Origin of the sequence: Micromonospora sp. NPDC051141, from assembly GCF_044455765.1 — a bacterium.
Classification (GTDB): domain Bacteria; phylum Actinomycetota; class Actinomycetes; order Mycobacteriales; family Micromonosporaceae; genus Micromonospora.
The window spans coordinates 516803-543505 of sequence record NZ_JBITFD010000001.1 but is presented as its reverse complement, the minus strand read 5'-3'; the positions used below and the strand labels follow the sequence as shown (position 1 = coordinate 543505).

The following is a 26703-nucleotide window of genomic DNA, read 5'->3' as shown; positions in this document are numbered from 1 at the left end:
TCCGGGTCCGGACCCTGCCAGCTTAACGGTCGTTTGGGCAGCGGTGGGAGTCCGCGTCGCTGTCGTACCCGTGGTCCATGATCCTTGTCGTCACAGCGGCACGGAGCACGGGCCGGCGACGGCGTTCCGGCGTGCCCGGCGACGGCGTTCCGGCGGGAAGGTCGAAACGATGACGGAGCCGACGGACGCCGCACGGCGACGACGGAGCGTGCTGCGGGTCGCGCCCCCGGCGCGGGCCCGCAAGTTGGCCAAGGTGCCCTTCGTGGAGCTGGCCGACGGCCGGTTGCAGGGGGTGGTGTCCAGCGGGTCCGACGTGGAGCGGGTCTACGTCTCCTCGGTGACCGCCGGCAGCCACGCGGTCAACTGCAGCACCAACAACAACCGCCCCTGCGGCGGCCTGCGCGGCAGCCTGCTCTGCAAGCACCTGCACGCGCTGGCCGACGAGGCCGTGCTCCAGTACGGCGTCGAGCAGGTCGCCCGCTACCTGCGCATCGACGCCGGCGACGGCGTCGACAGCGGCGTCGCGCTGCTGGCCCGCACCGACGCGCGGCACGAGCCCGGGCCGGCGGCGGTGGTGTTCAGCCGCTTCCTGCGCCACCTGGCCTACCTGGAGGTCCCGCCGAGCACCGCGCCGGTGCCCGAGCTGCACTGGTTCCCGGCCACCGCGGCGGTGCGCTGATGCTCGCCGCGCAGCTCACCCAGCTCGACGACGGCGCACCCGCCGGGCTGGCCGAGGCACTCGCCGTCGTCGACGGCGTGGACGACTCGCTGACCCGCGGGCTGGCCCGGCCGGGCGAGCCGGACGCCGCCGCCTGGGCGGCGCTGGCCGCCGCAGTCGACGGCACCCCGCTGGCCGAGCGCGCCGCCGAGGCGGTGCGCGCCGCGACCACCGGCGCGCTCACCGAGGACCACCTGGCCGTCCTCGCCGGGGCCCGCGCCGCGCTGCTCGGCGCCGTCCACGACGCGCTGCTGGACCGGCTCGACACCGCGCTGCACCGCGCCCGCGCCCCGTGGCCCGCCGCGCCGTCGGCCGCGCCGGGCGCCACCCCCGCCCTGGCCGGGGCGCGCGCCTGGCTGCACGAGCTGACGCTCGCCGGCTGGCGCGGCGCCGACCACGAGCTGCTCTCCGGCGCCGCCGGGCCGGTGGAGGCGGCACTCGCCGAGCCCGCTCAGCGCCGCCTCGCGGTGCTGCTGGACGGTCTCGCCGCCGAGCTGCGCGCCGGCCTGCCGGTGACCGCCGCGACGCCGGCGCCCACCCGCCGGTGGGCCGACCTGTGGACCCGGGCCGTGCTGCTCGCCGCCGGCGCCGCCAGCGAGGCCGCCCCGGCGGAGACGGTGTCCGGCCGGCTGCTGCCGCTCGGCGTCGACGTGCACGAGCACGACACCGCGTTCCAGGCGCAGCTGCACGCCCTGCTCGAACCGGCCGGCGGCGGTCCGGGCCGCCTGGTCCGGGTCACCGTCGTCGCGGCCAAGGTCGCCACCATCGTCGGGCCGGCCGGCTGGCGGCTGCTGGAGGCGTACCCGGTGTTGCTCAAGGCCCTCGCCGAGCGGCGGGCCGTGACGGTCACCGACCTGCCCGCGCACGGCGGCGACCTGCACTGGGTCGAGGAACGCGCCGCGCTCGGCGACCCCGCCGACCCGTTCGCGACCGCCCGGGTGCTGCTCGCCGACGCGACCGCGCCGGCCACCCCGCCGCTGCAACGCCATCCCGCCGCGCTCGCCGAACCGGTCCTGGTCGAGGGCCGCGTCGTCCGCGGCGACGACGGTGACCCGGTGGTCGCGCTGGACGGCCGGACGATCCCGCTGGCCGTCGACCGGCTGCCCGCCGCCGGGCCGCTCACCCCGGCGCTCGTCAACGCCGCCACCGCGTGCCTCGGCCTGCTCCGCTGGGACGACGACCGCTGGCTGCTGCAACCGCTCGCCGTGCGGGCCACCGTCAAACGGCAGACCGTCGAGGCGCACAACGGCGACTGGGCGTGCGGCGTCACCGACCCGAAGGTGGCCAAGGCCGAGGCCCGCGCCGGCGACGCGGTGGCCGTGCTGCGCGAACGCGCCGGAAGGTTGCTGCGCCGATGACCGCCGACCACGCCGACCACGCCAACCGCCGCCAGGTGCTCTACTGGCGACTGCTCGCCCGCCTGTTCCACCCCGACGAGCAGCCCGCGCTGGAATCCGCCAGCGTCGCCGTCGTCGACGACCTCGACCTGCCCACCGCGCTGCTGGACCCGGCCGTCTCCGTCGACACCGTCGTCCAGCGCTTCCCGGCGCTCGCCGACGAGCTGCGCGACCTGCTCACCCCCGACCCCGATGCCCCGGCCGGCCCGTTCGAGCCCACCGAGACCGAGGTACGCCGGGCCGCGCTGGCCTCGAAGCTGCTGCTCAACGTGTTCGCCACCGGCGCCGGCGAGGTCAGCGCCGGGCAACTGGCCCGCTGGCAGGCCGACGCCGGCTGGTTCGAGCAGGCATGCGGCGTCGCCCCCGGGGAGCTGCGTCGCGGCGGGGCCGGTCTCGGCACCACACTCGCCGGTCTGGAGGGCGACCTGGTCCGCCGGATGCGCCTGCGGGAGGTGCTCGCCGACCCGGCGCTGGCCGCCCGGCTCACCCCGAGCATGTCCCTGATCGAGCAGCTCCTGCGCGACAAGTCGAACCTGTCCGGGGTGGCGCTGGCCAACGCCAAGTCACTGATCCGCCGCTACGTCGACCAGGTCGCCGAGGTGCTGCGCACCCAGGTCGCACAGGCCACCGTCGGCGCCGTCGACCGCTCGGTGCCGCCCAAGCGGGTCTTCCGCAACCTCGACCTCGACCGCACGATCTGGCAGAACCTCACCAACTGGAGCCCCGACGACGAACGGCTCTACGTCGACCGGCTCTACTACCGGCAGACCGCGCGGCGCACCACGCCGTCCCGGCTCATCGTGGTGGTCGACCAGTCCGGCTCGATGGTCGACTCGATGGTCAACTGCACCATCCTCGCCTCCATCTTCGCCGGGCTACCCAAGGTCGACGTGCACCTCATCGCGTACGACACCCGGGCGCTGGACCTCACCCCGTGGGTGCACGACCCGTTCGAGGTGCTGCTGCGCACCAACCTCGGCGGCGGCAACGACGGCCCGGTCGCCATGGCGCTGGCCCGCCCCAAGATCGTCGAGCCCCGCAACACGGTCATGGTCTGGATCTCCGACTTCTACGAGTTCGACCGCTCCCAGCCGCTGTTCGACGGCATCGAGGCCGTGCACCGCTCCGGGGTGAAGTTCATCCCGGTCGGCTCCGTCAACAGCTCCGGCAACCAGAGCGTCAACCCCTGGTTCCGGCAACGCCTCAAGGACCTGGGCACCCCCGTCATCTCCGGCCACATCCGCAAGCTCGTCGTCGAGCTGAAGAACTTCCTCACCTAGGAGAGCACCCCTGATGTCCGACATGCTCCGCGCCCCCGCCGAGACCAAGTACGCCGACGAGCTGGCCTACCTCGAGTCGGTCGACACCGGGCCGAAGCCGTTCTCCTGGCGCCTGAGCCCCCGCATGGTCCGGCTGTTCGTGCTCGGCTCCGAACGCGCCGACGGCCTCGACCGGGAGATCCCGCAGAAGTGGTTCGGCGACCGCAGCTTCGTCGAGCGCAGCATCGTCACGCTCGCCTCCGACCGGGGCCTGCTGCTCATCGGCGACCCCGGCACCGGCAAGAGCTGGCTCGCCGAGCTGCTCTCGGCCGCCATCTGCGGCAACTCCACCCTGGTCGTGCAGGGCACCGCCGGCACCACCGAGGACCACATCAAGTACTCCTGGAACGTCTCCATGGTCATCGCCCGCGGCCAGTCCCGCGAGTCGATGATCCCCTCGCCGATCATGACCGCGATGGAGCAGGGCGTCATCGGCCGTTTCGAGGAGCTGACCCGCTCCACCAGCGACGTGCAGGACGCCCTCATCTCGATCCTGTCCGAGAAGTACGTCTCCATCCCCGAGCTGGACCAGGACAACATCGTCTTCGCCCAGCCCGGCTTCTCGATCATCGCCACCGCGAACAGCCGCGACCGGGGCGTCAACGACCTCTCCTCCGCGCTCAAGCGCCGGTTCAACTTCGTCCGCATCCCGGTGGTCACCAACAAGCGCAGCGAAGCCGAGATCGTCCGCTTCCGTACCGAGGAACTGCTGCGCCGGCACCGCATCGAGCTGGAGGTCCCGCCCACCCTGCTCGACATCCTGTTGCAGAGCTTCGCCGACCTGCGCGCCGCCGCGTCCGCCGCCACCAGCGACGACGAGAAGCTCGAGTCGGCGCTGTCCACCGCCGAGCAGATCGGCGTGCTGGAGGACGCCGTCCTGCACAGCCAGTTCTTCGGCGACCGCACCCTGCGCGCCGCGACGCTCGCCGGGTCGCTGGTCGGCTCGCTGGCCCGACGCAGCCCGGAGGACCTGGCCATCCTCAACAAGTACCTGCACGGCGTCGTCGAGCCCCGGGCCAAGGCCGACGGCGGCGAGTGGGACGGCTTCCTCGACGGCGGCCGCCAGGCGATCGCGTCGCTGTCATGACCGCACCCGCCCGGACCGGCCTCTTCGGCGCGCTGCGCGAGCAGCTCACCGACGCCGCCGCCGCGTTCGCCGAGTCCCCCGACGCGCTCGCCGGGATCCTCGCCGGCATGGTCGACGACGTCGACCGGGCCCTCGGCGAACGGCTGGAGATCTTCCCGGTCTGCCACCACTCCCCCGCGTCCGCGCTGGCCATGGCCCGGCGACTACGCGCCCGCCCGCCCCGGGTCATCTACCTCGAACTCTGCGAGGACCTGCGCCCGCTGCTCGACGAGCTGCGCAACTGCCGCCTCCCGGTGGCCGTGCAGGCGTTCGCCACCGAACTCGACGGCTTCCCCGCCGAGTGGAGCCCGCTGAGCGTCATCGCCCCGATCACCGAGGCCTCCGCGGAATACCAGGCCATCGCGTACGCGCTGGACACGCCCGGCGTCGAGCTGGTGCTGGTGGACCGCTCCACCGACCACGTCTTCCAGTGGACCCCGCGCGACGGCCAGCCGGCCGACCCCGACCCGACGCCGGCCACCGACGAGGACGCCGCCCTGCACGGCGACGCGGTCGGCGTGGAGATCGGCGACCTGCGCCCCCGCTTCGCCGAACTGGAAGCCCACCTGCTGCACCACGGCAAGGTCCGGCACTGGTCGGAGTGGTGGGACCAGTACGTCGAACGCCCCCTCGCCGACGCCGACCACGACACCTACCGGCAGGTCATGGTGCTGATCGGCAGCCTGTTCCGGCGGCTGCGCCCCACCCGGTCGGCCCGCGACGACCGCGACGAGGACCGGGAACGCCACATGTGGACGCGGATGCGCCAGCACCTCGCCGCCTCCGGCGCCGACCCGGCCGACTGCCTCTACGTCTGCGGCGCGTTCCACGCCGCCAGCCACGTCGAACAGTTCGGCCTCGACTCCACCGCCCCGGACTTCCCGATCAGCCCCCGCACCGCCACCCGCTGGCGCTACGGCCTCATCCCGTCCAGCCACTCCGCCATCGAGGCGCAGTTCGGCCTCGCCCCCGGCACCGTGTCCATCGCAGCCGCGAACTGGGCCGCCGCGGTCGGCCGCACCCGGCTCACGCCGTACCGGCTGGCCGGACAGCAGACCGGCAAGAAGGCCCGCCGCACCCGGGCGACCCCGACGGCCACCTCGCCCGACGAGACCGCCGACCGGCTCAGCGGCTTCCTCGCCGCGCCACCGGCGCTCGACGCGCTGGACGAGGCGGAACTGCGCGGATGGTGCGTCGACATCGTCCGACTCGCCCGCCGCAACGGCTACCTCGCCAGCACCGCCGACGCGATCGCCGTGTTCGAGACCTCGATCCTGCTGGCCAACCTGCGCAACCGGGCCAAGCCGACCCCCTACGACTTCGCCGACGCCGCGGTCACCTGCATCGAGAAGGACGTGGTGCCGGGCCGACGCGACGTCCGCCGACTCTGCGAGATCCTGCTCGGCGGCGACCGCGTCGGCCAGGTCGGATACGACTCGCTGCCGCCGCTGGCCCGCGACGTGCTCGACCGGCTCCGCCCGCTCGGGCTCGACCTGGAGCGGCGTACCGTGCAGCGGGCGCTGCTCGACCTGCGCGCCGACCCGGCGCTGGCACCCTGCTCCGACCTGCTCTGGATGCTGCGCCACCTGCTGCCCGCCGACGCGGTCCGCCCGATCATGGGCGAGCGCCGCCTGGGCCACCGCTCCACCCAGGAGAGCTGGGACCTCGCCCTCGGCCGCAACCAACGCGCCCTCATCGAGCTGGGCTACGAGGGCGTCACCGTCGAGCAGGTGCTGGAGCAACGGCTGCGGCGCACGGTCCGCGGCCCGGACGCCACCGCCGCCCGCGCGCTCGCCGCCGTCGAGGACGCCATCCGCCTGCTCGACAGTCCCCGGCTGGTCGACGAACTCGGCGCGCGGGCGGTGGAGCTGCTCGCGGCCGAACGCACCGTCGACGACGCGCCGGAGGTGCTGCGCCGTATCCGGCGGCTGCTCGCCCACCACCGCACCACCACGCCGACGCTGCCGGCCTGGTGTCAGGCGTTCGTCACCACCGGGTACGCCCACTACTGCACGCTGCTGCCCACCGCGTTCGTCGACGAGGCCACCGGCGTCCGCCAGGTCGGCGCCATGCTCGGCTTCCTGTTCCACATGGAGAGCCTCGCGCTGTCGCTGGGCTGCGACCGGTCCCAGCTCGAACTGGCCGTCGCCCAGGCCCACCCCGAGGCGCCGGCGAAGCTGGCGCTGCTCTGGGCCGCCCGCCACCAGCTCGGTCTGCTGCCGCTGGCCCAACTCCGGGAGCACTGCGCCGAGCTACTGGGCAACCCGCTGGTGGTGCCGGCGTTCCCGCAGTATCTGTCCGGGTTCGTGCACGCGCTCGACCCGGTCCCGGGGCTGGCGCCGTTCGTGGTGGAGACCATGTCGGCCGCGTTCGCCGGGCTGCCGGACCCGGTGCTGTTGCCGTGGCTGCCCACCCTGATCACCACGCTGCGGGAGCACGGCCCGGAGCTGGTGCCGCTGCTGGTCCGGGAGGCGGAACGCACCTTCCCCGCCACGCTGCCCGAGCTCGACGCCTGGACCCCGCCGTGGGCCGCCGCGCCCGCCGCGCCCGCGGCGGCACCGCCGCCGACCCAGGCGGGCCCGGTGGCCGGCCTGCTGGTCGCCCACCCGGACGCGCTGGACGCGGTGGCCGCGTTGCTCGGCTGCGACGCGCCGTGGCGCTCCCCCACCGGGCCCGACCAGCCGACCGGCGGCGGCTCGCCGCTGCTCGCCGCGCATCCGGACACCGCCGTCGCCGTGGTGGCCCTGCTGACACCCGACCGGCCCGAGGTCAGTGGGGGGTGACCAGGGGCCGGCTGTCGTCCACGAAGTACGACGAGAGCATCCGGGTCTCGACGTCGCCGACGTTGCGCGCGTTGTGCACGACGCCCGGCGGGATCAGGAACGGCTCCCCGCCCGCCACGGCGAGCGCGGGCCGGTCGTCGAACTCCATCACGATGTGGCCCTGGATCAGGTAGCCGACCTCCTCGCCGGGGTGGCTGTGCCGTCCCGACTGGCTGCCGACCGGAATCTGGAACAGGGTCTGCACGATCAGGCGGCCGGGCACCTCGGCGTGGGCGCGCTGCAACTCGGTGCGGGTGACGCCCTCGGTCGACGGCTCCATGACGGCGTGCTCCTCTCCGCGCGGCCGGCCGGGCCGCAACCCCGACGGTAACCCGATCCCCGCCGCGGTCCGGGCCGGTTGCCGGGGGCGGGCACCATGGAGTGGTGATCCGCTTCCTGCTGAACCTGTTGTGGCTCGTCTTCGGCGGCGGCATCGTCCTGGCCCTGGGCTACGGCGTGGCCGCCCTGATCTGCTTCGTCCTGGTCGTCACCATCCCGTTCGGCGTGGCCTCGCTGCGCCTGGCCTCGTACGCGCTGTGGCCGTTCGGGCGCACGCTCGTGCCGAAGCCGGGCGCCGGCGTCCCGTCCGGGCTGGCGAACGTGCTCTGGGTGCTGCTGGCCGGCTGGTGGCTCGCCCTGTCGCACATCCTCGCCGGGGTCGCGCTCTGCGTGACGATCATCGGTATCCCGTTCGGGGTGGCCAACTTCAAGCTGGTGCCGGCCGCGCTCTGGCCGCTCGGCCAGGAGGTCGTCGAGACGCCCTGACCGGGCCGCGCTCCCGCCCGCCAGGCAGCGCCCGCTGCTTCTGGTCGGTCCCTTACGAGCTGAGGGCAGAAACGACTCAGGGCCCGCCACGGCTGCGGTGTCTGACGCCGCCACGTGGTCCTTCTCGCGCGACGGCGGGCGGGTCACACCCGCTTCGGCATCCTAGGAGGATAGTGTGCTCGGTGGAACCGCCGAATGCGGCTCGCGTTCCGCCACGGGTGACTACGGTCGGTGAGGTGGGGGGTCGGGACGGGGTGATCGAGGCACTCAAGGCGGATCCGGCGCTCGCCGGGCTGCGTCGTTCGCTGGACTTCTACCACGGTGACCGGGCCCGCGACGCCGCGCTGGACGCGTTCTACCGGCCGCTGGTGCGCGCCGGCGACCTGGTCCTCGACATCGGCGCGCACGTGGGTGACCGGCTGGCCAGCTTCCGTCGGCTCGGCGCCCGGGTGGTGGCCGTGGAGCCGCAGCCGCTCTGCGCGCGGGTGCTGCGCGCCCTGCACGCGGGCGACGAGGCGGTCACCGTGGTGGAGGCGGCCTGCGGGCGGACCACCGGACCGGTGCGGCTGCACGTGAACTCCGCCAACCCGACCGTCTCCACCGCCTCCCCCGGCTTCGTCCGGGCCGCCGGGCAGGCCGCCGGCTGGGCGGGCGAGACCTGGGACGCCGAGATCGAGGTGGCCGGCACCACCCTGGACGCGCTCCTCGCCGAGCACGGCGTGCCGGCGTTCGTCAAGATCGACGTGGAGGGTTTCGAGGACGCGGTGCTGGCCGGGCTGAGCCGGCCGGTGCCCGCCCTGTCGTTCGAGTTCACCACCATCGCGCGGGACCTGGCCGGTCGTTGCCTGGACCGGCTCACCGCGCTGGGCTTCACCGGGTTCGCCGTGGCGCTCGGCGACGAGATGGGATTCGCGCTGCCCGGCTGGCGGTCGGCCGCCGAGGTGGCGGCGTATCTGGGCGCGGTGCCGCACGAGGCGAACGCCGGCGACGTGTACGCGCGGAGCTGACGCGGGCCCCATCGGACGGCCACTCCGGCGTTGCATCGACGCTGCTCACCGGCTTGATCCACCCATCCGCTGCCCCGCCGCTTTTTTCAGGGCTCGAACTTAGCCGTGTTTTGTTACCTGCCCGTTATTGACGTGACCGCCGCCACTTCGGTTGACTGCCACGGAACCGCTACCGCAACCGGTTCCGAAACATCCCCCACACCCCTGCGACCCGGGAGCGTCACGTGCCGATCACCATCGCCGACGTCGCCACCCGGGCCGGGGTGAGCAAGACGACCGTCTCGCGCGTGCTCAACGGCAAGGGCGAGGTGCACATCCGCACCGCCGACCGGGTCCGCGCCGTGATCAGCGACCTCGGCTACGTGCCCAGCGCCCGCGCGGTCGGCCTGGCCCGGGGGCGTACCCGGGTGGTCGGCATGCTGGTGCCGGCGCTGACCTGGCCGTGGATGGGCGAGGTGCTCCAGGGCGCGGCCGACACGGTCGAGGCCGCCGGCTACGGCATGCTGCTGTTCACCTGCACCCACGGCGACGAGTCGATGCGCCGCTTCGCCTCGCAGGTCTCCGCGAAGTCCTTCGACGGCCTGCTCGTGGTCGAACCCGAGGGCACCCTGGACTACATCACCGGGCTGCACCGCCGCGGCCTGCCGGTGATCCTGATCGACGACCGCGGTCACCAGCCCGGCTTCCCGTCGGTGCGGACCACCAACGAGGCCGGCGCGCGGGCCGCCGCCGCGCACCTGCTGTCGCTCGGACGCCGACGACCGCTCGTCATCACCGGCCTGCGCCGGTTCGGCTGCACCCGGGAACGGCTCGCCGGCTTCGCCGGCGGCTACGCGGACGCCGGCGTACCCATCGAGCCGGCGCGGGTGGTGGAGGGCGACTTCACGTTCGAGTGCGGGCGCGCGGCGGTGCGCCGGCTGCTCGCCGACGGCGTGCCGTTCGACGCGGTCTTCGCGCACAACGACCTCTCCGCCGCCGGCGCGCTCCAGGCGCTGCGCGACGCCGGCCGCCGCGTCCCACAGGACGTGGCGGTGGTCGGCTTCGACGACCTGCCGCTGGCCGGGCACACCCACCCGCCGCTCAGCTCGGTGCACCAGCCGCTGCGGGAGATGGGCGCCGCCGCCGCCCGGCTCCTCATCGCCCACCTTACCGGCACGCCGCTGCCGGACGCCCCGACCGTCATCCCCACCGGCTTCGCCGCCCGCGCCTCCACCCGCGTCACCTGAGCAGTCACCCCGCCGAACCCGGCGACCACACCGGCGGGCCCGCCCGCCGGTGGCACCACCGCACACCCTCCATCCACCACATCCCGCCCGAGGACATGCGGGACCACCGAGGGAGACCCTCCATGAGAAGACGGCACCTCCTCGCCGTCGCGCTGGCCGGCGCGATGGTCACCACCACGGTCGCCGCCTGCGGCGACAGCCCGAACGCGAACAAGAAGAGCGGCCAGGCCGCGACCGTGCTGAACGTCGGCATGCCCAACGGCCCGCAGGCGGAGAACAACAATCCGTTCCTGACCACCTCGGCCGCGGCGTCGCTGGGCTACCGCTGGCAGATCTACGAGCCGCTGATGATGTGGAACCCGGTCAAGCCGGCGGACCCGTTCAAGCCGTGGCTGGCCAGCAAGGCCGAGTGGTCGCCGGACTACAAGTCGGTCAAGGTCACCATCCGGGACAACGCCACCTGGTCGGACGGGCAGAAGGTCACCGCCGAGGACGTGGCGTTCACCTACAACCTGGTCAAGAAGTTCCCGGCGCTCAACGACCAGGGCGTGCCGTACACGGACGCGGTCGCGACCGGCAACGAGGTCACCATCTCGATGTCCAGCCCGCAGTTCGTCAACCAGCAGAAGGTGCTGTGGCGGGTGCCGATCGTGCCCAAGCACCTCTGGGAGAAGATCGCCGACCCGACCACCGACCCGGTGAAGCAGCCGGTCGGCAGCGGCCCGTACACGCTCAAGTCGTTCACGCCGGCCACCACCACGCTGACCGTGCGGGACAAGGGCTACTGGCAGGACGCGCCGAAGGTGAAGGAGCTGCGCTTCACCTCGTACACCGACAACAGCGCGCAGACCACCGCGCTGGCCAACGGCGAGTCGGAGTGGAGCTTCGTCTTCATCCCCAACTACCAGACCGTGTTCGTGGCCAAGGACCAGAAGAACCACAAGGTGTGGGCGCCGCCGGTGCTGGGCATCCACGGCCTCTACCTGAACACCACGAAGAAGCCGTTCGACGACCCGACGCTGCGCAGGGCGATGAACATGGTCGTCGACCGCGCGGACATCTTCACCACCGCCGAGGCCGCGTACTTCCACCCCGAGGTGAAGAGCGTGACCGGGCTGCCCAGCCCGGCCGGCGACTCGTTCATCGCGGCGGAGTACAAGGGCCAGGAGCACAAGGTCGACGTCGAGGGCGCCAAGGCGCTGCTCACCGGCGCGGGCTACAAGCTCGACGGCGCCACGCTGAAGGACAAGACCGGCAAGCCGGTGACGATCAAGCTCACCGACCCGGCCGGCTGGTCCGACTACCAGACCAGCCTGGAGATCGTGAAGGGCAACCTGTCGAAGATCGGCATCGCGGCGACCATCGACAAGGCCAACCAGGACGCCTGGTTCCGCAACGTGGAGCAGGGCAACTTCGACGCCACGTTCCGGTGGACCGAGAGCGGCGCGACGCCGTACGACATCTACCGCACGATCATGGACGGCCGGGTGCTCAAGCCGATCGGCACCGCCTCGCCGGCCGGCAACTTCGGCCGCTTCGACGACAAGACGGCGACGGACGCGCTGATCGCGTACGCCAACGCCACCGACGACGCCGCCCGCACCACCGCGCTCGCCACGCTCCAGAAGATCTTCGTCGAGCAGGTGCCGATGATCCCGGTCGGCGCGGACAACATCGGCGGCGCGTACAGCACGAAGAACTGGACCGGCTGGCCGGACGACTCGAACCCGTACGGCGCGCTCCAGCCCACCCAGCCCAACGCGGTGGACGTGGTGCTGCACCTCAAGCCGACCGCCGGCTGACCCGGCGTCGTCTCCCCGGCCGGCTCGCTCCGCCGGCCGGGGAGACGGTGCCCGCCCCTCACCCCGGCAACCCCAGACAGGAATTCGGCATGACGACGACCGAGAGCGCCCCGGCGCCGGCCGACGAGGTGGTGCTGGAGGCCGTCGGCCTGACCAAGCACTTCCCGGTCCGCCGGCGGCTGCGCGACCTCCTCTCCCGGACCTCGGCGGTGGTGCACGCCGTCGACGACGTCTCGATCGCGCTGCGCCGCGGCCGGGTGACCGCGCTGGTCGGCGAGTCCGGCTCCGGCAAGTCCACGGTGGCCCGGCTGCTGGCCCAGCTCTATCCGCGCACCGCCGGCGACATCCGGCTGCACGGCGTCCCGACCCGGGTCCGCGGCGGCCGGCGCTTCCGGGCGTACGTGCGCCGGGTGCAGTTGATCCTCCAGGACCCGTTCGCCTCGTTGAACCCGGTGCACACCGTGCGCTACCACCTCACCCGGTCGCTGCGCATCCACGGCAACGCCGGCGACGGCGCGGACGGGCTGGAGAAGGCCCTCGCGGACCTGCTCACCCGGGTCAGCCTCACCCCGCCCGAGCGCTACCTCGACGCGTTCCCGCACGAGCTGTCCGGCGGCCAGCGCCAGCGCGTCGCCATCGCCCGGGCACTGGGCGCGGACCCGGAGGTGCTGCTCGCCGACGAGCCGGTCTCCATGCTGGACGTCTCGATCCGCCTCGGCGTGCTCAACCTGCTCCAGGACCTCAAGGACCGGTTGAACCTGGCCATCCTCTACATCACCCACGACATCGCCTCGGCCCGCTACTTCGCCGACGAGACGATCGTCATGTACGCCGGGCGGATGGTCGAGGGCGGCGACAGCGAGACGGTCACCCAGCGGCCGGCGCATCCGTACACCCGGTTGTTGATCGATTCGGCGCCGGACCCGGAGCGGATCACCGGTGCGGGCGCGGACGCCGACCCGGCGACCGAGCGCGGGCACGGCGAGCCGCCGAGCCTGATCCGCCCGCCGGCCGGCTGCCGGTTCCATCCGCGCTGCCCGCACGCCATGCCCCGGTGCGCCACCGACCTGCCGCCGCCGATCCCGATCGACGACCGGCCCGGGCACTGGGCGGCGTGCTGGCTGTTCGACCGGGCCACCGTGGCGGCGGCGGGAGCCGCCGTGCCCGAGGAGGCGGCCCGATGAGGTTCCTGCTGCAACGGGTGGCCTTCTACCTGTTCACCGCCTGGGCGGCGATCACGCTCAACTTCTTCATCCCCCGGATCGTGCCGGGCGACCCGGTGCAGTCGTTGATCTCCCGGAACCAGGGTCGGATCAGCGCCGACGCGATCGCCTCGCTGCGGGTGCTGTTCGGGCTGGACTCCGACCGCAACCTGTGGGAGCAGTACGTCGCCTACTGGGGTCAGCTTCTGCACGGCGACCTGGGCCTGTCGTTCACGTTCTTCCCGGCGCCGGTGTCGGAGGTGATCGGGAGCAGCCTGCCGTGGACGGTCGGTCTGGTCGGCGTCACCACCGTGGTCAGCTTCCTGCTCGGCACCGCGCTGGGCGTGGGCGCGGGCTGGCGGCGCGGCTCGTGGATCGACGGGCTGCTGCCGGCCACCACGTTCCTCTCCTCGATCCCCTACTTCTGGCTGGGTCTGGTGGCGATCGCGTTGTTCGCCGGGCCGGGCAGCTTCTTCCCCTCCTCCGGCGGCTACGAGCCGGGGCTGGTGCCGGCGTTCGACGCGTACTTCATCCCGAGCGCGCTCCAGCACAGCATCCTGCCCGCGGCGACCATCCTGGTCTCCTCGATGAGCGGCTGGATCCTCAGCATGCGCAACATGATGGTCACCGTCGCCAGCGAGGACTACATCACGGTGGCGCACGCCAAGGGGCTCTCCGAGCGCCGGGTGGCGCTCAGTTACGCCGCCCGCAACGCGCTGCTGCCCAACGTCTCCGGCTTCGCGTTGTCGCTGGGCTTCATCGTCGGCGGCACGCTGCTGGTGGAGATCGTCTTCTCCTATCCGGGCCTGGGGTTCCAGCTCTTCCAGGCGGTCGGCTACAAGGACTACCCGCTCATGCAGGGCATCTTCCTGATCATCACGATCTCGGTGCTGGTGGCGAACCTGCTCGCCGACGTCGCGTACCTGCTCCTCGACCCGCGGACCCGAAAGAGCTGAGCGATGACAATCTCCCCGTCGAGCATCGAGCAGGTCATCCCCGGCCAGGGCGCGATGGCGCAGCCGTCGGCCCGGGCGCGGCGCCGCCGGTTCCGCTTCGTGGCCAACGCCAAGGCCGCTACCGGCCTGGCCATCCTCGGCGTGTACGTGCTGCTGGCGGTCATCGGGCCGTGGATCGCGCCGTACGACCCGGACGCGCGAGGCGCGGACGTGCTCCAGGCGCCGTCGACCCGGCACTGGTTCGGCACCACCCACCTCGGGCAGGACATCTTCAGCCAGATCCTGGTGGGCGCGCGCAGCGTGATGGTGGTGGGCCTGATCGCCGGCGTGCTGGCCACGATCCTGTCCGTCCTGATCGGGGTCACCGCCGGCTACCTGGGCGGCGCGGCCGACGAGGGCCTCTCCGCGCTGTCCAACGTGTTCCTGGTGATCCCCGCGCTGCCGCTGATCATCATCGTGGCGTCGCTCGTCGACCAGGCCGGCGACCTGCTGGTCGCGCTGATCATCGGGCTCACCTCGTGGGCGTGGGGCGCCCGGGTGCTGCGCGCCCAGACGCTGTCGTTGCGCCGCCGCGACTACGTCGAGGCGGCGCGGGCCAACGGCGAGCGGACCTGGCGGATCATCGGCTTCGAGGTGCTGCCGAACCTGACCGCGATCATCGCCTCCGGCTTCGTCGGCACGGTGATCTTCGCGGTGATGTCGGAGATCACCCTGGCGTTCATCGGCATCTCGTCGGTCAGCTCCTGGAACTGGGGCACCATCCTGTTCTGGGCGCAGGGCCAGCAGGCGCTCGCGCAGGGCGCGTGGTGGTGGTTCGTGCCGGCCGGGCTGGCCATCGCGCTGCTCGGCACCGCGCTCGCGCTGATCAACTTCGGCATCGACGAGTTCGTCAGCCCCCGGCTGCGCACCGGCGGCCGGACCCGGATCCGCACCGCGGACGGCCGCACGGTGCGGATGCGGGTGGGGTTCACCCCGGTGCTGGCCCCGACGGCGGCCCCCGTCGAGATGCAGGACACCCGAAAGGACCAGACCCGATGAGCGACCAGGTGCTGGAGATCCGGGGGCTGTGCGTCGACTACGGCGTCGGCGCGGACGCGGTGCGGGCGGTTCGCGACGTGAACCTGACGTTGCACCGCGGCGAGGTGCTCGGCCTGGCCGGGGAGAGCGGCAGCGGCAAGTCCACCCTGGCGTACGGGCTGACCCGGCTGCTGCCGCCGCCCGGTGTGGTCAGCGGCGGCCAGGTGATCTACCACCCGACCGACGGCCCACCGGTGGACGTGCTCACGCTGAGTCCCGCCCGGCTGCGCGAGTTCCGCTGGGCGGAGACGTCGATCGTGTTCCAGGGCGCGATGAACTCGCTCAACCCGGTGCACCGGGTCTCCACCCAGCTCCTCGACGTGATCAAGGCGCACGAGCCGAGGAGCACCCCGGCGAGCCGGCGGGCCCGCGCGAAGGACCTGCTGCGCCTGGTCGGCATCGCCGCCGACCGGCTGGACAGCTACCCGCACCAGCTCTCCGGCGGCATGCGGCAACGCGTCATGATCGCCATGGCGCTGGCGCTGGAGCCGCAACTGGTCATCATGGACGAGCCGACCACCGCGCTGGACGTGGTGATGCAACGGCAGATCCTCGGCCAGCTCACCGAGCTGCGCGAGCGGCTCGGCTTCGCGGTGCTGTTCATCACCCACGACCTGTCGCTGCTGGTGGAGTTCTCCGACCGGATCGCCATCATGTACGGCGGCCGGATCGTCGAGGAGGCGCCCGCCGCCCGGCTGTACGCCGAGCCGCTGCACCCGTACACCGAGGGGTTGTTGCACTCGTTCCCGGCGCTGCACGGGCCGCGCCGGGAGCTGACCGGCATCCCCGGCTCCCCACCGGACCTGCGCGCCATGCCGGCCGGCTGCGCGTTCCACCCGCGCTGCCCGAAGGCGTTCGCGCCGTGCGACGAGCGCCTGCCGGTGCTGGGCCCACCCGGCGTCGACGATCCGACCCGGGCCGTCGCGTGCTGGCTGCACCCGGCCGTCGCCCCCCTGCCCCGCTGAGAAGTCCGAGCCCACCGCTACCGCGAGGAGAACCATGGACACCGACCTCAACCGCCCGAGCGTCGATCAGGCCGACCCGATCGACACGCTGCCGCCGACCTTCCGGTGGGGGGTGGCGACGTCGTCGTACCAGATCGAGGGCGCGGTGGCCGAGGACGGTCGCACGCCGTCGATCTGGGACACCTTCTGCCGGGTCCCCGGGGCGGTGGCCAACGGCGACCACGGCGACGTGGCCTGCGACCACTACCACCGGATGCCGCAGGACGTGGCGCTCATCGCCGACCTGGGGCTGGACACCTACCGGTTCTCGGTGGCCTGGCCGCGGGTGCAGCCGGGCGGGCGCGGGCCGGCCAACGCGGCCGGGCTGGGCTTCTACGACCGGCTGGTGGACGAGCTGCTCGGCCGCGGCGTGGACCCGTGGGTGACGCTCTACCACTGGGACCTGCCGCAGGAGCTGGAGGACGCCGGCGGCTGGCCGAACCGGGACACCGCGTACCGTTTCGCCGACTACGCGGAGCTGGTCTTCGCCGCGCTCGGCGACCGGGTCCGCACCTGGACCACGCTGAACGAGCCGTGGTGCTCGGCGATGCTCGGGTACGCCTACGGCGACCACGCCCCCGGCCGGCGGAACCTGGGCGACGGCATCGCCGCCGCGCACCACCTGCTGCTCGGGCACGGGCTGGCCACCCGGCGGCTGCGCGCGGCGGCGCAGACGCCGATCGAGCTGGGGCTGACCGTGAACCTGTCCACCGCCGACCCGGCGACCGACAGCGCGGCGGACCGGGACGCGGCGCGGGCGGCGGACGGGCTGGGCAACCGGCTCTACCTGGACCCGGTGCTGCGCGGGTCGTACCCGCAGGACGTGATCGACGACCTGGCGGCCGAGGGGGTGCGCATCCCGGTCGAGGACGGGGACCTGGACGTCATCGCCGCCCCGATCGACGTGCTGGGCGTGAACTACTACTTCGGGCAGCTCCACTCCGGTGTGGACGAGCAGGGCCGGGAGCGCGACGACGACGGCCGGCCGGTGCGCCGGGTGGTCCGCCGGGACCTGCCACGCACCGCGATGGACTGGGAGATCGTCCCGGAGTCCTTCACCGACCTGCTGGTGCGACTGCACCGCGACTACCCGGGCGTGCCGATGGTGATCACCGAGAACGGCGCGGCGTTCGACGACGAGCCGGACGCGGAGGGGTTCGTGGCCGACGACGACCGGGTCGGCTACCTGACCGAGCACCTGCGGGCGGTGGCCCGGGCCCGGCAGGCGGGCGCGGACGTGCGGGGCTACTTCGCCTGGTCGCTGCTGGACAACTTCGAGTGGGCGTACGGCTACGACAAGCGGTTCGGCATCGTCCGGGTGGACTACGACACCCAGCGTCGCATCCCGAAGCGCAGCGCGCTGTGGTACCGCGACACCGTCCGGCGGGCGCGCGAGCGGCGCTGACCCGACGTCCGGGGCGACCGCGCGGCAGCTTCCCGGGCGGTCGCCCCTTTCTTTCATGTCTTGACACAAGCCCGGAACAACGGTTCGCTCATTCACGGATGTCTATTCATCCGGAAGGAGCACCCGTGTCCCCCACCACCGTTGCCCGCCTCGCCGGCCGCGTCGCCCTGACGCTCTGCCTCACCGCCGGCGCCCTCGTCCCCACCACCGCGGCCCACGCCGCCGGAGAACGCGTCGACGTCTGGCTCACCACCACCTCCGACAGCGGCGGCCGGACCGTCACCCGCGGGCTGCAACAGCAGAGCCCGCTCGCCTTCGCCGCCACCAGCCCCGGCGCCACGCACACCATCACCGTCGACGAGAACACCCGCTACCAGCCGTTCGAGGGCGCCGGCGCGTCCATCACCGACACCACCGCGTACCTGCTGCGCGGCGGGCCGGTCAGCGCGGCCACCCGGGACGCGGTGATGCGCAAGCTGTTCAGCCCCACCGACGGGATCGGCCTGTCGTTCGTCCGCAACCCGGTCGGCGCGTCCGACCTGTCCCGGCCCGGCAACGTGTCCCTCGACGACACCTGCTGCGACCTCAACGACTTCGGCGCGAACGGCTACGACACGAACGTCGAACTGCTCACCGCGCAGGCCCGCCAGCTCAACCCGGCGCTGCGGGTGATGGTGGTGCCGTGGAGCGCGCCCGGCTGGATGAAGGACAACGGCCGGATGGACCAGATGGGCTGGCTGAAGTGGGAGCACTACGCCACCTACGCGCAGTACCTGGTCCGGACCATCCAGGCGTACGCGGCGCGCGGCGTCACCGTCGACTACCTGTCGGTGCAGAACGAGCCGAACTGCTGCCAGGCCGGCAACCCCACCGCGATGGACTACCCCGGCATGAGCTGGAACGCCTCCGGCCTGACCGAACTGACCAAGAACTTCGTCTACCCGGCGTTCCGCTCCGCCGGGATCACCACGAAGGTGCTGGTGCACGACTGGAACTACGGCGACTACGGCACCATCGGCTCCGGGCTGCTCGCCGACAGCGCGGTCCGCACCGACCCGCTCTTCGGCGGCATCGCCTGGCACGGCTACTTCGGTGACCCGGCGGTCGGCAGCCAGGTGCGCGCGCAGTACCCGGCGGTGCCGCAGTTCAGCACCGAGCACTCCGGCGGCACCTGGATCACCAACCAGCACAACGAGGACATGGCCGACATCGTGACCTACGCCCGGAACTGGAGCCGCAGCGTGGTGAAGTGGAGCCTCGCGGTCAACCAGAACATGGGCCCGCACAACGGCGGCTGCGGCACCTGCACCGGCCTGATCACCGTGCAGGAGGGCGGCGCCCGGGCCGGCCAGGTGGACTACACGATCGAGTACTACACCACCGGCCACCTGACCAGGTTCGTCCGGCCCGGAGCGACCCGGATCGACTCCACCGCCAACGGCACGGTGCAGAACGTGGCGTACCGCAACCCGGACGGCTCCAAGGCGCTGCTGGCGCACAACGGCGGCACGTCCGCGCAGTCGGTCCGGGTGGTGTGGGGCGGGCAGTCCTTCAGTTACACGCTGCCGGCCCGCACCACCGCCACGTTCACCTGGTCCGGCACCCAGTCCGGCGGCGGCACGACGCCGACCGGCCCGGTCACCGGCATCGGGGGAAAGTGCCTGGACGTCACCGACAACGCCAGCGCCGACGGCACGCCGGTGCAGATCTGGAGCTGCACCGGGGCGGCCAACCAGCGCTGGACCCGGGCCGCCGACGGGACGCTGCGCGCGCTCGGCAAGTGCCTGGACGCGGCCGGCGGCGGCACCGCCGACGGCACGAGGGTGCAGCTCTGGACCTGCAACGGCAGCGCCGCCCAGCAGTGGACCGCGACCGCCGGGCGGGACCTGGTGAACCCGCAGGCGAACAAGTGCCTCGACGTCACCGGCAACACGTCCGCCGACGGCGCGAAGACACAACTGTGGAGCTGCACCGGCGGCGCCAACCAGAAGTGGACGCTGCCGTCCTGACTCCCCGGGTGGCCGGGCCGGCGTCGCCGCCGGTCCGGCCACCGCCGTAGGTGACGCCGGTCCGGCCACCGCCGTCGGTGACGCCGGTCCGGCCGGTCAGCGGGCCGGCGACCGCCGCGCCGGGGCCGGCCGGGCCGCCGGCTCGCGGCGCACGCCGCCGTCGCGCAGCAGCCGGGCCATCGGCAGGGTGGCCGCGCCCATCGCGACCGCGTCCGGTCCGAGCCGGCACAGCTCGACCGAGGTCTGCGCGTACGGCTGGCGCAGCGCGTGCCGCGCGGTCGCCTCGCGGATCGCCGGCAGATGGCGCTCCCCCAGCGCCAGCCCGGCCCAGCCGCCCAGCACCACCCGCTCCGGATTGAACAGGTTCACCAGGTTCGCCAGGCCGGCGCCGAGATAGCCGACCGTCTCGTCGATCACCGTGGCGGCGGTGCGGCTGCCGGCACGCAGCAGCTCACCGAACGCGCTCTCCTCGTCCCCGCCGGGCGCGGGGCGCCCCCGGTTGGCCCGCCGGAACCGGTCGAGCACCCCCTCCGCACCGACGTACGCCTCGAGGCAGCCGAGGTTGCCGCAGCGGCAGCGCCGGCCCCCGTACACGATCGTGGTGTGGCCCCACTCGCCGGCGCTGCTGTGCGCGCCGCGGTAGCCGACGCCGTCGGCGACCACGCACGCCCCGACGCCGGACCCGACCAGGACGACCACCGCGTGCCGGACGCCACGGCCGGCGCCGAACCACATCTCGGCCTGGCCGAGCGTCTTGGCGCCGTTGTCGATGTGCACCGGCACGTCGGTGCCGGCGCGCAGCATCGCGCCGAGCGGGACGCCGTCCCAGCCGAGCGTCTGCGCGTGCACCACCGCGTCGGCGGCGCGCTCGACCGTGCCGGAGACGGCGACGCCGAACCCGAGCACCGCGGCCGGATCGACGCCCGCCTGTTCGGTCACCGCGGCGAGGCCGTGCAGCAGGTGCGAGGCGACCTGTCGCGGGTCGGGTTCGGCGGCGGCGATCGGGTACTCCGCCTTGGCCAACGCGGTCATGGTCAGGTCGAACAGCTCGACCTGCACCCGGGTCTCGCCCACGTCGGCGCCGACCAGGTAGCCGTGGCCGGGGGCGACCCGCAGCAGCACCCGGGGGCGACCCCCGTCGGACTCCACCGAGCCGGCCTCCTCGACCAACCCTTCGGCGATCATCTCGCCGACCAGGTTGCTCACGCTGGCCAGGCTCAACGCGGTGGACTGGCCCAGCTCGTGCCGGCTGAGCGGGCCGTCCAGCCAGATCCGGGTCAGCAGGACCGACCGGTTGGCCCGGCGCATGTCGCGCACCGTGGTGCGTCTGGCGTCCACGTCCGCCGCCGTCCTTCCCCACGGGCCGCACGTCGGCGGCCCGCATTTCAGACCCTGAATCAAGTGGTGACAGACTACTGCGCATTTACACTTAACAAAGTTAACTGATAGCCTCCGCCGCATTGATGAGGAGGTATGTCATGCGACTCGGACGTGGGACGACCGCTCTGCTCGGTGGCGTCGCGCTGCTCGCCGCCACCGTGGCCCTGCCCGCCGCCGGCGGCCTCGCCGCCGCCGCGAACCCCACCACGCTGGTGGCCTGCGACGCGCCGGCCTGGGCCGAGGGCGTCACCTGGACCGCCGGCAGCCGGGCCAGCTACGCCGGCCGGCTCTACCAGGCGTTGGTCACGCACACCCCGCCGGTCGGCGCGGGCTGGACGCCGGCCGCCGTACCGGCGCTCTGGACCGACCTCGGCGCGTGCGCCGGCGGCACACCGTCACCCAGCCCGACCACCCGGCCACCGTCGCCGACGCCCAGTCCCACCGCGTCCCCCTCCCCCACCCGGACCCCCACGCCGACCCCGACCGCGACGTCCACGCCGGGCGGTGACACCTGCGCGCCGCGGTCCCGGCCGACCGGCAAGGTGCTCCAGGGCTACTGGGAGAACTGGGACGGCGCGGCCAACGGCGTACACCCCGGGCTCGGCTGGATCCCGGTCACCGACGCCCGGATCACCGGTCACGGCTACAACGTGGTCACCGCCGCGTTCCCGGTCATCCGCGCCGACGGCACCGTGCTCTGGGAGGACGGCATGGACGCCGGCGTCCGGGTGCCCACCCCGGCGCAGGTCTGCCAGGCCAAGGCCGCCGGCCTGACCGTGCTGCTCTCCATCGGCGGCGCCGCCGCCGGCATCGACCTCAGCTCCGCCGCCGTCGCCGACCGGTTCGTCGCCACCGTGGTGCCGATCCTCAAACGGCACAACTTCGACGGCATCGACATCGACATCGAGACCGGGCTGACCGGCAGCGGGAACATCAACCAGCTCTCGCCGTCGCAGGCCAACCTGATCCGGATCATCGACGGGGTGCTGGCCCAGATGCCGGCCGGTTTCGGGCTCACCATGGCGCCGGAGACCGCGTACGTGACCGGCGGCAGCGTCACCTACGGCTCGATCTGGGGCGCGTACCTGCCGATCGTGAAGAAGTACGCCGACAACGGCCGACTCTGGTGGCTGAACATGCAGTACTACAACGGCTCCATGTACGGCTGCGCCGGGGACTCGTACCCGGCCGGCACCGTGCAGGGCTTCACGGTGCAGACGCAGTGCCTGAACAACGGGCTCACCGTCCAGGGCGTCACCATCCGCGTCCCGTACGACAAGCAGGTCCCCGGCCTGCCGGCGCAGCCCGGCGCGGGCGGCGGCTACCTGAGCCCGTCGCTGGTCAGCCAGGCGTGGCACTCCGTGCCGGGGCTCAAGGGCCTGATGACCTGGTCGATCAACTGGGACGGGTCGAAGGGCTGGACGTTCGGCGACAACGTCCGGGCGCTCCAGGGCCGCTGAGCCGGTCCGGGGCCCCGCCGGTCGGCGGGGCCCCGGACCCGGTCAACCGACGTCGATCTGCTTCGGCGTGGTCTTCGAATCCAGCCAGGCGTTGACCAGCTTGGTGAAGTCGCGGCCGGTCCGCTCGTTGAGGAACGCGATGAACGACGCGCGGTCCTGCTGGGTGTTGCGCTGGTCCTGCACCCAGGCGCGGGCCAGCACGAAGAACGTCTTGTCGCCCACCTGCCGGTGGATCTCGCGGAGCATGGCCGCCGGGCAGAGGTAGACGTTGCCCTCGGCGAACCGCTTCGGGTCGGGTTTGCCGGGCGGGCCCAGCTTCTTGCGCAGGGCCGCGTCGCCCTCGCGCAGGTAGCGGTCCAGGCTCGCCGCGCTCAGCTTCAGCGTCTCCTGGGTGTACAGGTCCTGGGCGTACTTCGCCCAGCCCTCGTTCAGCCACAGGTCGGTCCAGCTCGTGGGCGTGACGGAATTGCCGAACCACTGGTGGGCGTACTCGTGCAGCAGGTCGCTGCCCCAGCGGTCCCGGCGGGCCCGGGTGTCCTCGATCTTCCCGCCCATCGTGATCATCTGCTGGGTCTCCATGCCCGACGCCGAGTCCACCACCACGACGCCACCGGAGGGGAACGGGTACGGGCCGAACTTCTTCTCCAACCAGGCCAGGTACTGCGGGGACTTCTTCAGGTACGGCACCAGATCGTCGTCGGCGCCCCTGCGGTACCAGTAGGTCAGCGGCACGCCGCGCGGCCCCTTGGCGGTCAGCTTCTGGTACTTCCCGACCGCGAGCGTGGTCAGGTACGTCGCGACCGGGTCGGCGCTGCGGTAGGAGAACGTGGTGCCGGACTGCCCGGCCGGGGTGCCGCCGGCGATCGCGGTCCACCCCGCCGGCACGGTCACCCGGATGTCGTAGAGCGCCTCGTCGGCGGGCTGGTCGTTCGCCGGATACCAGGTGAACGCCCCGAACGGCTCCTGCATCGTCCAGAGGCCGCCCTCCTTGGTGACGGTGAGGCCGAGGTCCTCCACGTCCTTGCGGTGCGACGGCATCGGCGTGGTCCGCGGCCGGCCGTGGTACTCGACCACCAGCGTCACCGGTTTGTCGGCGACGACCGGCGCGGTCACCGTGAGCTTCTCCCGGGCCACCGCGGCGGTGACCGGCGTGCCGTCCAGCGTCACGCCGTCGAGCTGGTAGGGCATGAAGTCGAGCACGAGGTTCGGCGCGTCCCGGACCGGACGGATCCGCAGCGTGGCGGCGCCGGTGAGGGTGCGGGTCGACGGCGCCCACTCCAGCGCCAGGTCGTAGTGCAGGACGTCCAGCGCGTCGGTGCCCCGCGCCGGGTAGACCTTGTCGGCCACCGGCGTGGAACGGCCCGCCTGCCAGGCGGTGTAGTCGACGGCGGGAACGGTCGGAGCGGGCGTGGTCGGCGGAGTGGACGGGTCGGCGGCCGGCGCGGCGGGGTCGGTGGTGCACCCGGCGGCGAGCAGCGGCGCGAGAAGCAGGATCAGCGGTACGCGGCGACGCATCAGCGCACCATACGGGAATGATCCACTTCTCGGGGCCCCTCCGCTGGCGTCCGCCGGGACATGCTGCCAGGCTGTCGGGCGTGTATGACTACGACCTGCTGGTGCTGGGCTCCGGACCAAGTGGACAGAAGGCGGCGATCGCCGCGGCCAAGCTGGGCCGTCGCGTCGCCGTCGTGGACCGTCGCGACATGCTCGGCGGGGTGTGCATCAACACCGGCACCGTGCCGTCCAAGACGCTGCGCGAGGCGGTCCTCTACCTGACCGGGCTCAGCCAGCGTGACCTCTACGGAAGCAGCTACCGGGTCAAGGAGGACATCACGGTCGCCGACCTGGCCGCCCGGACCCAGCACGTGATCGGCCGGCAGACCGACGTGATCCGCGACCAACTGGCCCGCAACCGGGTCACGATGATCACCGGCACCGGCCGGTTCGCCGACGCGCACTCGGTCTGGGTCGACGCCGGCTCCGGCCGGGAGACCCGGGTCAGCTTCGACAAGGCGGTCATCGCCGCCGGCACCCGCCCGGCCCGCCCGGACAGCGTCGACTTCGACGACCGGACGATCGTCGACTCGGACGGCGTCATCAACCTCCAGGCCGTGCCGCGCAGCATGGTCGTGGTCGGCGCCGGCGTGATCGGGATGGAGTACGCGTCGATGTTCGCCGCGCTCGGCACCAAGGTGACGGTGGTGGAGCGCCGCGAGCGGATGCTCGGCTTCTGCGACGAGGAGATCGTCGAGTCGCTCAAGTACCACCTGCGGGACCTGTCCGTGACGTTCCGCTTCGGCGAGGAGGTGGCGTCGGTGGAGAAGCACCGCACCGCCGCGCTCTGCGTGCTGCGCAGCGGCAAGAAGATCGTCGCCGACACGGTGATGTACTCCGCCGGCCGCCAGGGGCAGACCGACGAACTCGCGCTGGAGGCGGCCGGGCTCACCGCCGACCACCGCGGCCGGATCGAGGTCGACGCCGACTACCGCACCGCGGTCGAGAACATCTACGCCGTCGGCGACGTCATCGGCTTCCCGGCGCTCGCCTCCACCTCGATGGAACAGGGCCGCCTGGCCGCGCAGCACGCCTGCGGGGAACCGGCCCGCGCGATGCCGGAACTGCAACCGATCGGCATCTACACCATCCCGGAGATCAGCTTCGTCGGGAAGACCGAGGAGGAGCTGACCGAGGCGTCCACCCCGTTCGAGGTGGGCATCGCCCGCTACCGGGAACTCGCCCGGGGGCAGATCGTCGGCGACCCGTACGGCATGTTGAAGCTGCTCGTCTCGCCGGCGGACGGGCGGCTGCTCGGCGTGCACGTGTTCGGCACCGGCGCCACCGAGATCGTCCACATCGGGCAGGCGGTGATGGGCTGCGGCGGGACGGTCGACTACCTGCTCGACGCGGTGTTCAACTATCCGACGCTGGCCGAGGCGTACAAGGTGGCGGCGCTGGACGCCGCCAACAAGATCCGCAACATCACCCGGATCGACGGCTGAGCGACGTGCGGGCGAGCCGGACCGCGGTGCTGGTGTGCCAGGGCCGTGCCGCCGCCGACGGGCGGCTCGCCCCGGGGCGCTTCACCGACCCGACCGCCGCGCCGATGCTGCGCCCGGACGAGCGCGTCGCCGTCGACCGGGTCCGCGCCGGCGCGGCGCCGCCCGGCTGGCGGGCACGGGTCGACTACGAGAGCGTCCGCGCCTGCGCCGAGCTGATGGCGCCCCGCACGGTCGCCGTCGACGACGCCGTCCGGGAGCGGCCCGGCCCGCAGGTGGTGATCCTCGGCGCGGGGCTGGACGGGCGCGCGTGGCGGATGCCGGAACTCGCCGGGGCGGCCGTCTTCGAGGTCGACCAGCCGGCCAGCCAGCGGGACAAACGCGACCGGGCCGGCGCGCTGCCCGGCGCGCTGCCCGGCGCCCCGCCCCGGTTCGTCCCGGTGGACTTCGGCCGGGACCGGCTGGGCGAGGCGCTGGCCGCCGCCGGGCACCGCGCCGACACGCCGACGACCTGGGTCTGGGAGGGCGTGGTGCCGTACCTGACCCGGGCGCAGGTGGCGACCACGCTGGAGGCGGTGGCGGCTCGTTCCGCGCCGGGCAGCCGGCTCGTGGTCAACTACCAGACGCCCGCGGTGACCACCACGCTCGGCCGGCTGCTGGCCCGGGTGCTGGCGGCCACCACCGGCCGGTCGAGCGTCTGGGCGGACGAGCCGTGGCGCTCCACGTGGACCCCGGCCGCGATGGCCGCCCTGCTCACCCGCACCGGCTTCACCGTCACCCGCACCGAGCACCTGCTCGACACCGCCCGCCGCCTGGGCACCCCCACCCACCACCCCGCTCCCTCCGCCACAGCCACCTCACCACCGCCGACCACCCCTGACCCCGCATCCCCCTCCCCACCCTTCCCCCACCCCTCGGCTCCTCCGCGATCTTGCAGTTGCGGCCCGGTGGAAGCCCGGTTTGTCCGCGATGCCAGGGCCGAATCTCCAAGATCGACGCGGTGAGGCGGGGACGGGGACGGGGACGGGGGCG

At 73.0% G+C, this 26703-nt stretch carries 21 protein-coding genes; 18 read left to right on the top strand and 3 right to left on the bottom strand.

Going from position 1 to position 26703, the window contains the following annotated elements:
* Positions 1-208: 208 nt before the first annotated feature.
* The 5 genes from ACIA6B_RS01885 to ACIA6B_RS01865 are packed head-to-tail and all read left to right on the top strand — an operon-like array spanning position 209 to position 7343.
* Positions 209-679 (top strand): hypothetical protein, encoded by a 471-nt coding sequence (locus ACIA6B_RS01885; protein ID WP_396770213.1) that lies wholly within the window; start codon positions 209-211, stop codon positions 677-679.
* Complete coding sequence (locus ACIA6B_RS01880) at positions 679-2076, top strand: hypothetical protein (protein WP_396769971.1); 1398 nt, start codon at positions 679-681, stop codon at positions 2074-2076. The genes ACIA6B_RS01885 and ACIA6B_RS01880 overlap by 1 nt, the downstream gene beginning before the upstream one ends.
* Positions 2073-3395: a VWA domain-containing protein gene (locus ACIA6B_RS01875; RefSeq protein WP_396769969.1), complete on the top strand. Its 1323-nt coding sequence runs from the start codon at positions 2073-2075 to the stop codon at positions 3393-3395. The genes ACIA6B_RS01880 and ACIA6B_RS01875 overlap by 4 nt, the downstream gene beginning before the upstream one ends.
* Before the next feature lie 13 nt (positions 3396-3408).
* Positions 3409-4521 carry an AAA family ATPase gene (locus ACIA6B_RS01870; RefSeq protein WP_396769967.1) on the top strand — a complete coding sequence of 371 codons (1113 nt, stop codon included), beginning with the start codon at positions 3409-3411 and terminating at the stop codon, positions 4519-4521.
* Complete coding sequence (locus ACIA6B_RS01865; RefSeq protein ID WP_396769965.1) at positions 4518-7343, top strand: hypothetical protein; 2826 nt, start codon at positions 4518-4520, stop codon at positions 7341-7343. The genes ACIA6B_RS01870 and ACIA6B_RS01865 overlap by 4 nt, the downstream gene beginning before the upstream one ends.
* Here ACIA6B_RS01865 and ACIA6B_RS01860 read toward each other — a convergent pair.
* A complete protein-coding gene (locus ACIA6B_RS01860) occupies positions 7330-7662 on the bottom strand; it encodes a cupin domain-containing protein (RefSeq protein ID WP_396769963.1) in 333 nt (110 codons plus the stop codon). The two genes, ACIA6B_RS01865 and ACIA6B_RS01860, sit on opposite strands and share 14 nt — an antisense overlap.
* A 104-nt stretch (positions 7663-7766) precedes the next feature.
* Here ACIA6B_RS01860 and ACIA6B_RS01855 point away from each other — a divergent pair, with 104 nt between their 5' ends.
* From ACIA6B_RS01855 to ACIA6B_RS01810, 10 genes are all read left to right on the top strand, one after another.
* Entirely contained in the window at positions 7767-8147 is a 381-nt protein-coding gene (locus tag ACIA6B_RS01855; RefSeq protein ID WP_199199704.1) for a YccF domain-containing protein, read from the top strand.
* Positions 8148-8383: 236 nt separating this feature from the next.
* Positions 8384-9154: an FkbM family methyltransferase gene (locus ACIA6B_RS01850; protein ID WP_396769960.1), complete on the top strand. Its 771-nt coding sequence runs from the start codon at positions 8384-8386 to the stop codon at positions 9152-9154.
* A 224-nt stretch (positions 9155-9378) separates the two neighbouring features.
* Positions 9379-10380 carry a LacI family DNA-binding transcriptional regulator gene (locus ACIA6B_RS01845; protein WP_396769958.1) on the top strand — a complete coding sequence of 334 codons (1002 nt, stop codon included), beginning with the start codon at positions 9379-9381 and terminating at the stop codon, positions 10378-10380.
* 122 nt (positions 10381-10502) lie between these two features.
* Positions 10503-12182: an ABC transporter substrate-binding protein gene (locus tag ACIA6B_RS01840; RefSeq protein ID WP_396769956.1), complete on the top strand. Its 1680-nt coding sequence runs from the start codon at positions 10503-10505 to the stop codon at positions 12180-12182.
* Between the two features lie 89 nt (positions 12183-12271).
* Positions 12272-13366 carry an ABC transporter ATP-binding protein gene (locus tag ACIA6B_RS01835; RefSeq protein WP_396769954.1) on the top strand — a complete coding sequence of 365 codons (1095 nt, stop codon included), beginning with the start codon at positions 12272-12274 and terminating at the stop codon, positions 13364-13366.
* Positions 13363-14340, top strand: a complete 978-nt coding sequence (locus ACIA6B_RS01830) for an ABC transporter permease (RefSeq protein WP_396769952.1) — start codon at positions 13363-13365, stop codon at positions 14338-14340. The genes ACIA6B_RS01835 and ACIA6B_RS01830 overlap by 4 nt, the downstream gene beginning before the upstream one ends.
* Before the next feature lie 3 nt (positions 14341-14343).
* Positions 14344-15378: an ABC transporter permease gene (locus tag ACIA6B_RS01825; protein WP_396769950.1), complete on the top strand. Its 1035-nt coding sequence runs from the start codon at positions 14344-14346 to the stop codon at positions 15376-15378.
* Positions 15375-16382, top strand: coding sequence for an ABC transporter ATP-binding protein (locus tag ACIA6B_RS01820; RefSeq protein ID WP_396769948.1), 1008 nt, complete (start codon positions 15375-15377; stop codon positions 16380-16382). Before ACIA6B_RS01825 ends, ACIA6B_RS01820 begins: the two co-directional genes overlap by 4 nt.
* A 34-nt stretch (positions 16383-16416) precedes the next feature.
* Positions 16417-17826, top strand: a complete 1410-nt coding sequence (locus tag ACIA6B_RS01815; protein ID WP_396769946.1) for a GH1 family beta-glucosidase — start codon at positions 16417-16419, stop codon at positions 17824-17826.
* A 125-nt stretch (positions 17827-17951) separates the two neighbouring features.
* Positions 17952-19835: a ricin-type beta-trefoil lectin domain protein gene (locus tag ACIA6B_RS01810; RefSeq protein ID WP_396769944.1), complete on the top strand. Its 1884-nt coding sequence runs from the start codon at positions 17952-17954 to the stop codon at positions 19833-19835.
* A gap of 96 nt (positions 19836-19931) precedes the next feature.
* On the opposite strand, the gene ACIA6B_RS01805 is transcribed toward ACIA6B_RS01810, so the two are convergent.
* Positions 19932-21173 (bottom strand): ROK family protein, encoded by a 1242-nt coding sequence (locus ACIA6B_RS01805; protein ID WP_396769942.1) that lies wholly within the window; start codon positions 21171-21173, stop codon positions 19932-19934.
* Between the two features lie 140 nt (positions 21174-21313).
* Between ACIA6B_RS01805 and ACIA6B_RS01800 the strand changes: the two genes are divergently transcribed.
* Complete coding sequence (locus ACIA6B_RS01800) at positions 21314-22675, top strand: glycosyl hydrolase family 18 protein (protein ID WP_396769940.1); 1362 nt, start codon at positions 21314-21316, stop codon at positions 22673-22675.
* A gap of 42 nt (positions 22676-22717) precedes the next feature.
* Here the strand turns inward: ACIA6B_RS01800 and ACIA6B_RS01795 are convergent, their stop codons facing one another.
* Positions 22718-24190 (bottom strand): M1 family metallopeptidase, encoded by a 1473-nt coding sequence (locus tag ACIA6B_RS01795; protein WP_396769938.1) that lies wholly within the window; start codon positions 24188-24190, stop codon positions 22718-22720.
* Positions 24191-24270: 80 nt separating this feature from the next.
* Between ACIA6B_RS01795 and sthA the strand changes: the two genes are divergently transcribed.
* Positions 24271-25674 (top strand): Si-specific NAD(P)(+) transhydrogenase, encoded by a 1404-nt coding sequence (gene sthA / locus ACIA6B_RS01790; protein WP_396769936.1) that lies wholly within the window; start codon positions 24271-24273, stop codon positions 25672-25674.
* 5 nt (positions 25675-25679) lie between these two features.
* Positions 25680-26675: a class I SAM-dependent methyltransferase gene (locus ACIA6B_RS01785; RefSeq protein WP_396769934.1), complete on the top strand. Its 996-nt coding sequence runs from the start codon at positions 25680-25682 to the stop codon at positions 26673-26675.
* Positions 26676-26703: the final 28 nt, after the last annotated feature.

Bases quoted from the DNA above. Each gene is read 5' to 3' on its own strand.
- ACIA6B_RS01880 (WP_396769971.1), top strand. From the start codon at position 679: ATGCTCGCCGCGCAGCTCACCCAGCTCGACGACGGCGCACCCGCCGGG.
- ACIA6B_RS01875 (WP_396769969.1), top strand. From the start codon at position 2,073: ATGACCGCCGACCACGCCGACCACGCCAACCGCCGCCAGGTGCTCTAC.
- ACIA6B_RS01795 (WP_396769938.1), bottom strand. From the start codon at position 24,190: ATGCGTCGCCGCGTACCGCTGATCCTGCTTCTCGCGCCGCTGCTCGCC.
- ACIA6B_RS01815 (WP_396769946.1), top strand. From the start codon at position 16,417: ATGGACACCGACCTCAACCGCCCGAGCGTCGATCAGGCCGACCCGATC.
- ACIA6B_RS01870 (WP_396769967.1), top strand. From the start codon at position 3,409: ATGTCCGACATGCTCCGCGCCCCCGCCGAGACCAAGTACGCCGACGAG.
- ACIA6B_RS01865 (WP_396769965.1), top strand. From the start codon at position 4,518: ATGACCGCACCCGCCCGGACCGGCCTCTTCGGCGCGCTGCGCGAGCAG.
- ACIA6B_RS01820 (WP_396769948.1), top strand. From the start codon at position 15,375: ATGAGCGACCAGGTGCTGGAGATCCGGGGGCTGTGCGTCGACTACGGC.
- ACIA6B_RS01840 (WP_396769956.1), top strand. From the start codon at position 10,503: ATGAGAAGACGGCACCTCCTCGCCGTCGCGCTGGCCGGCGCGATGGTC.
- ACIA6B_RS01800 (WP_396769940.1), top strand. From the start codon at position 21,314: ATGCGACTCGGACGTGGGACGACCGCTCTGCTCGGTGGCGTCGCGCTG.
- ACIA6B_RS01825 (WP_396769950.1), top strand. From the start codon at position 14,344: ATGACAATCTCCCCGTCGAGCATCGAGCAGGTCATCCCCGGCCAGGGC.
- ACIA6B_RS01860 (WP_396769963.1), bottom strand. From the start codon at position 7,662: ATGGAGCCGTCGACCGAGGGCGTCACCCGCACCGAGTTGCAGCGCGCC.
- ACIA6B_RS01835 (WP_396769954.1), top strand. From the start codon at position 12,272: ATGACGACGACCGAGAGCGCCCCGGCGCCGGCCGACGAGGTGGTGCTG.
- ACIA6B_RS01830 (WP_396769952.1), top strand. From the start codon at position 13,363: ATGAGGTTCCTGCTGCAACGGGTGGCCTTCTACCTGTTCACCGCCTGG.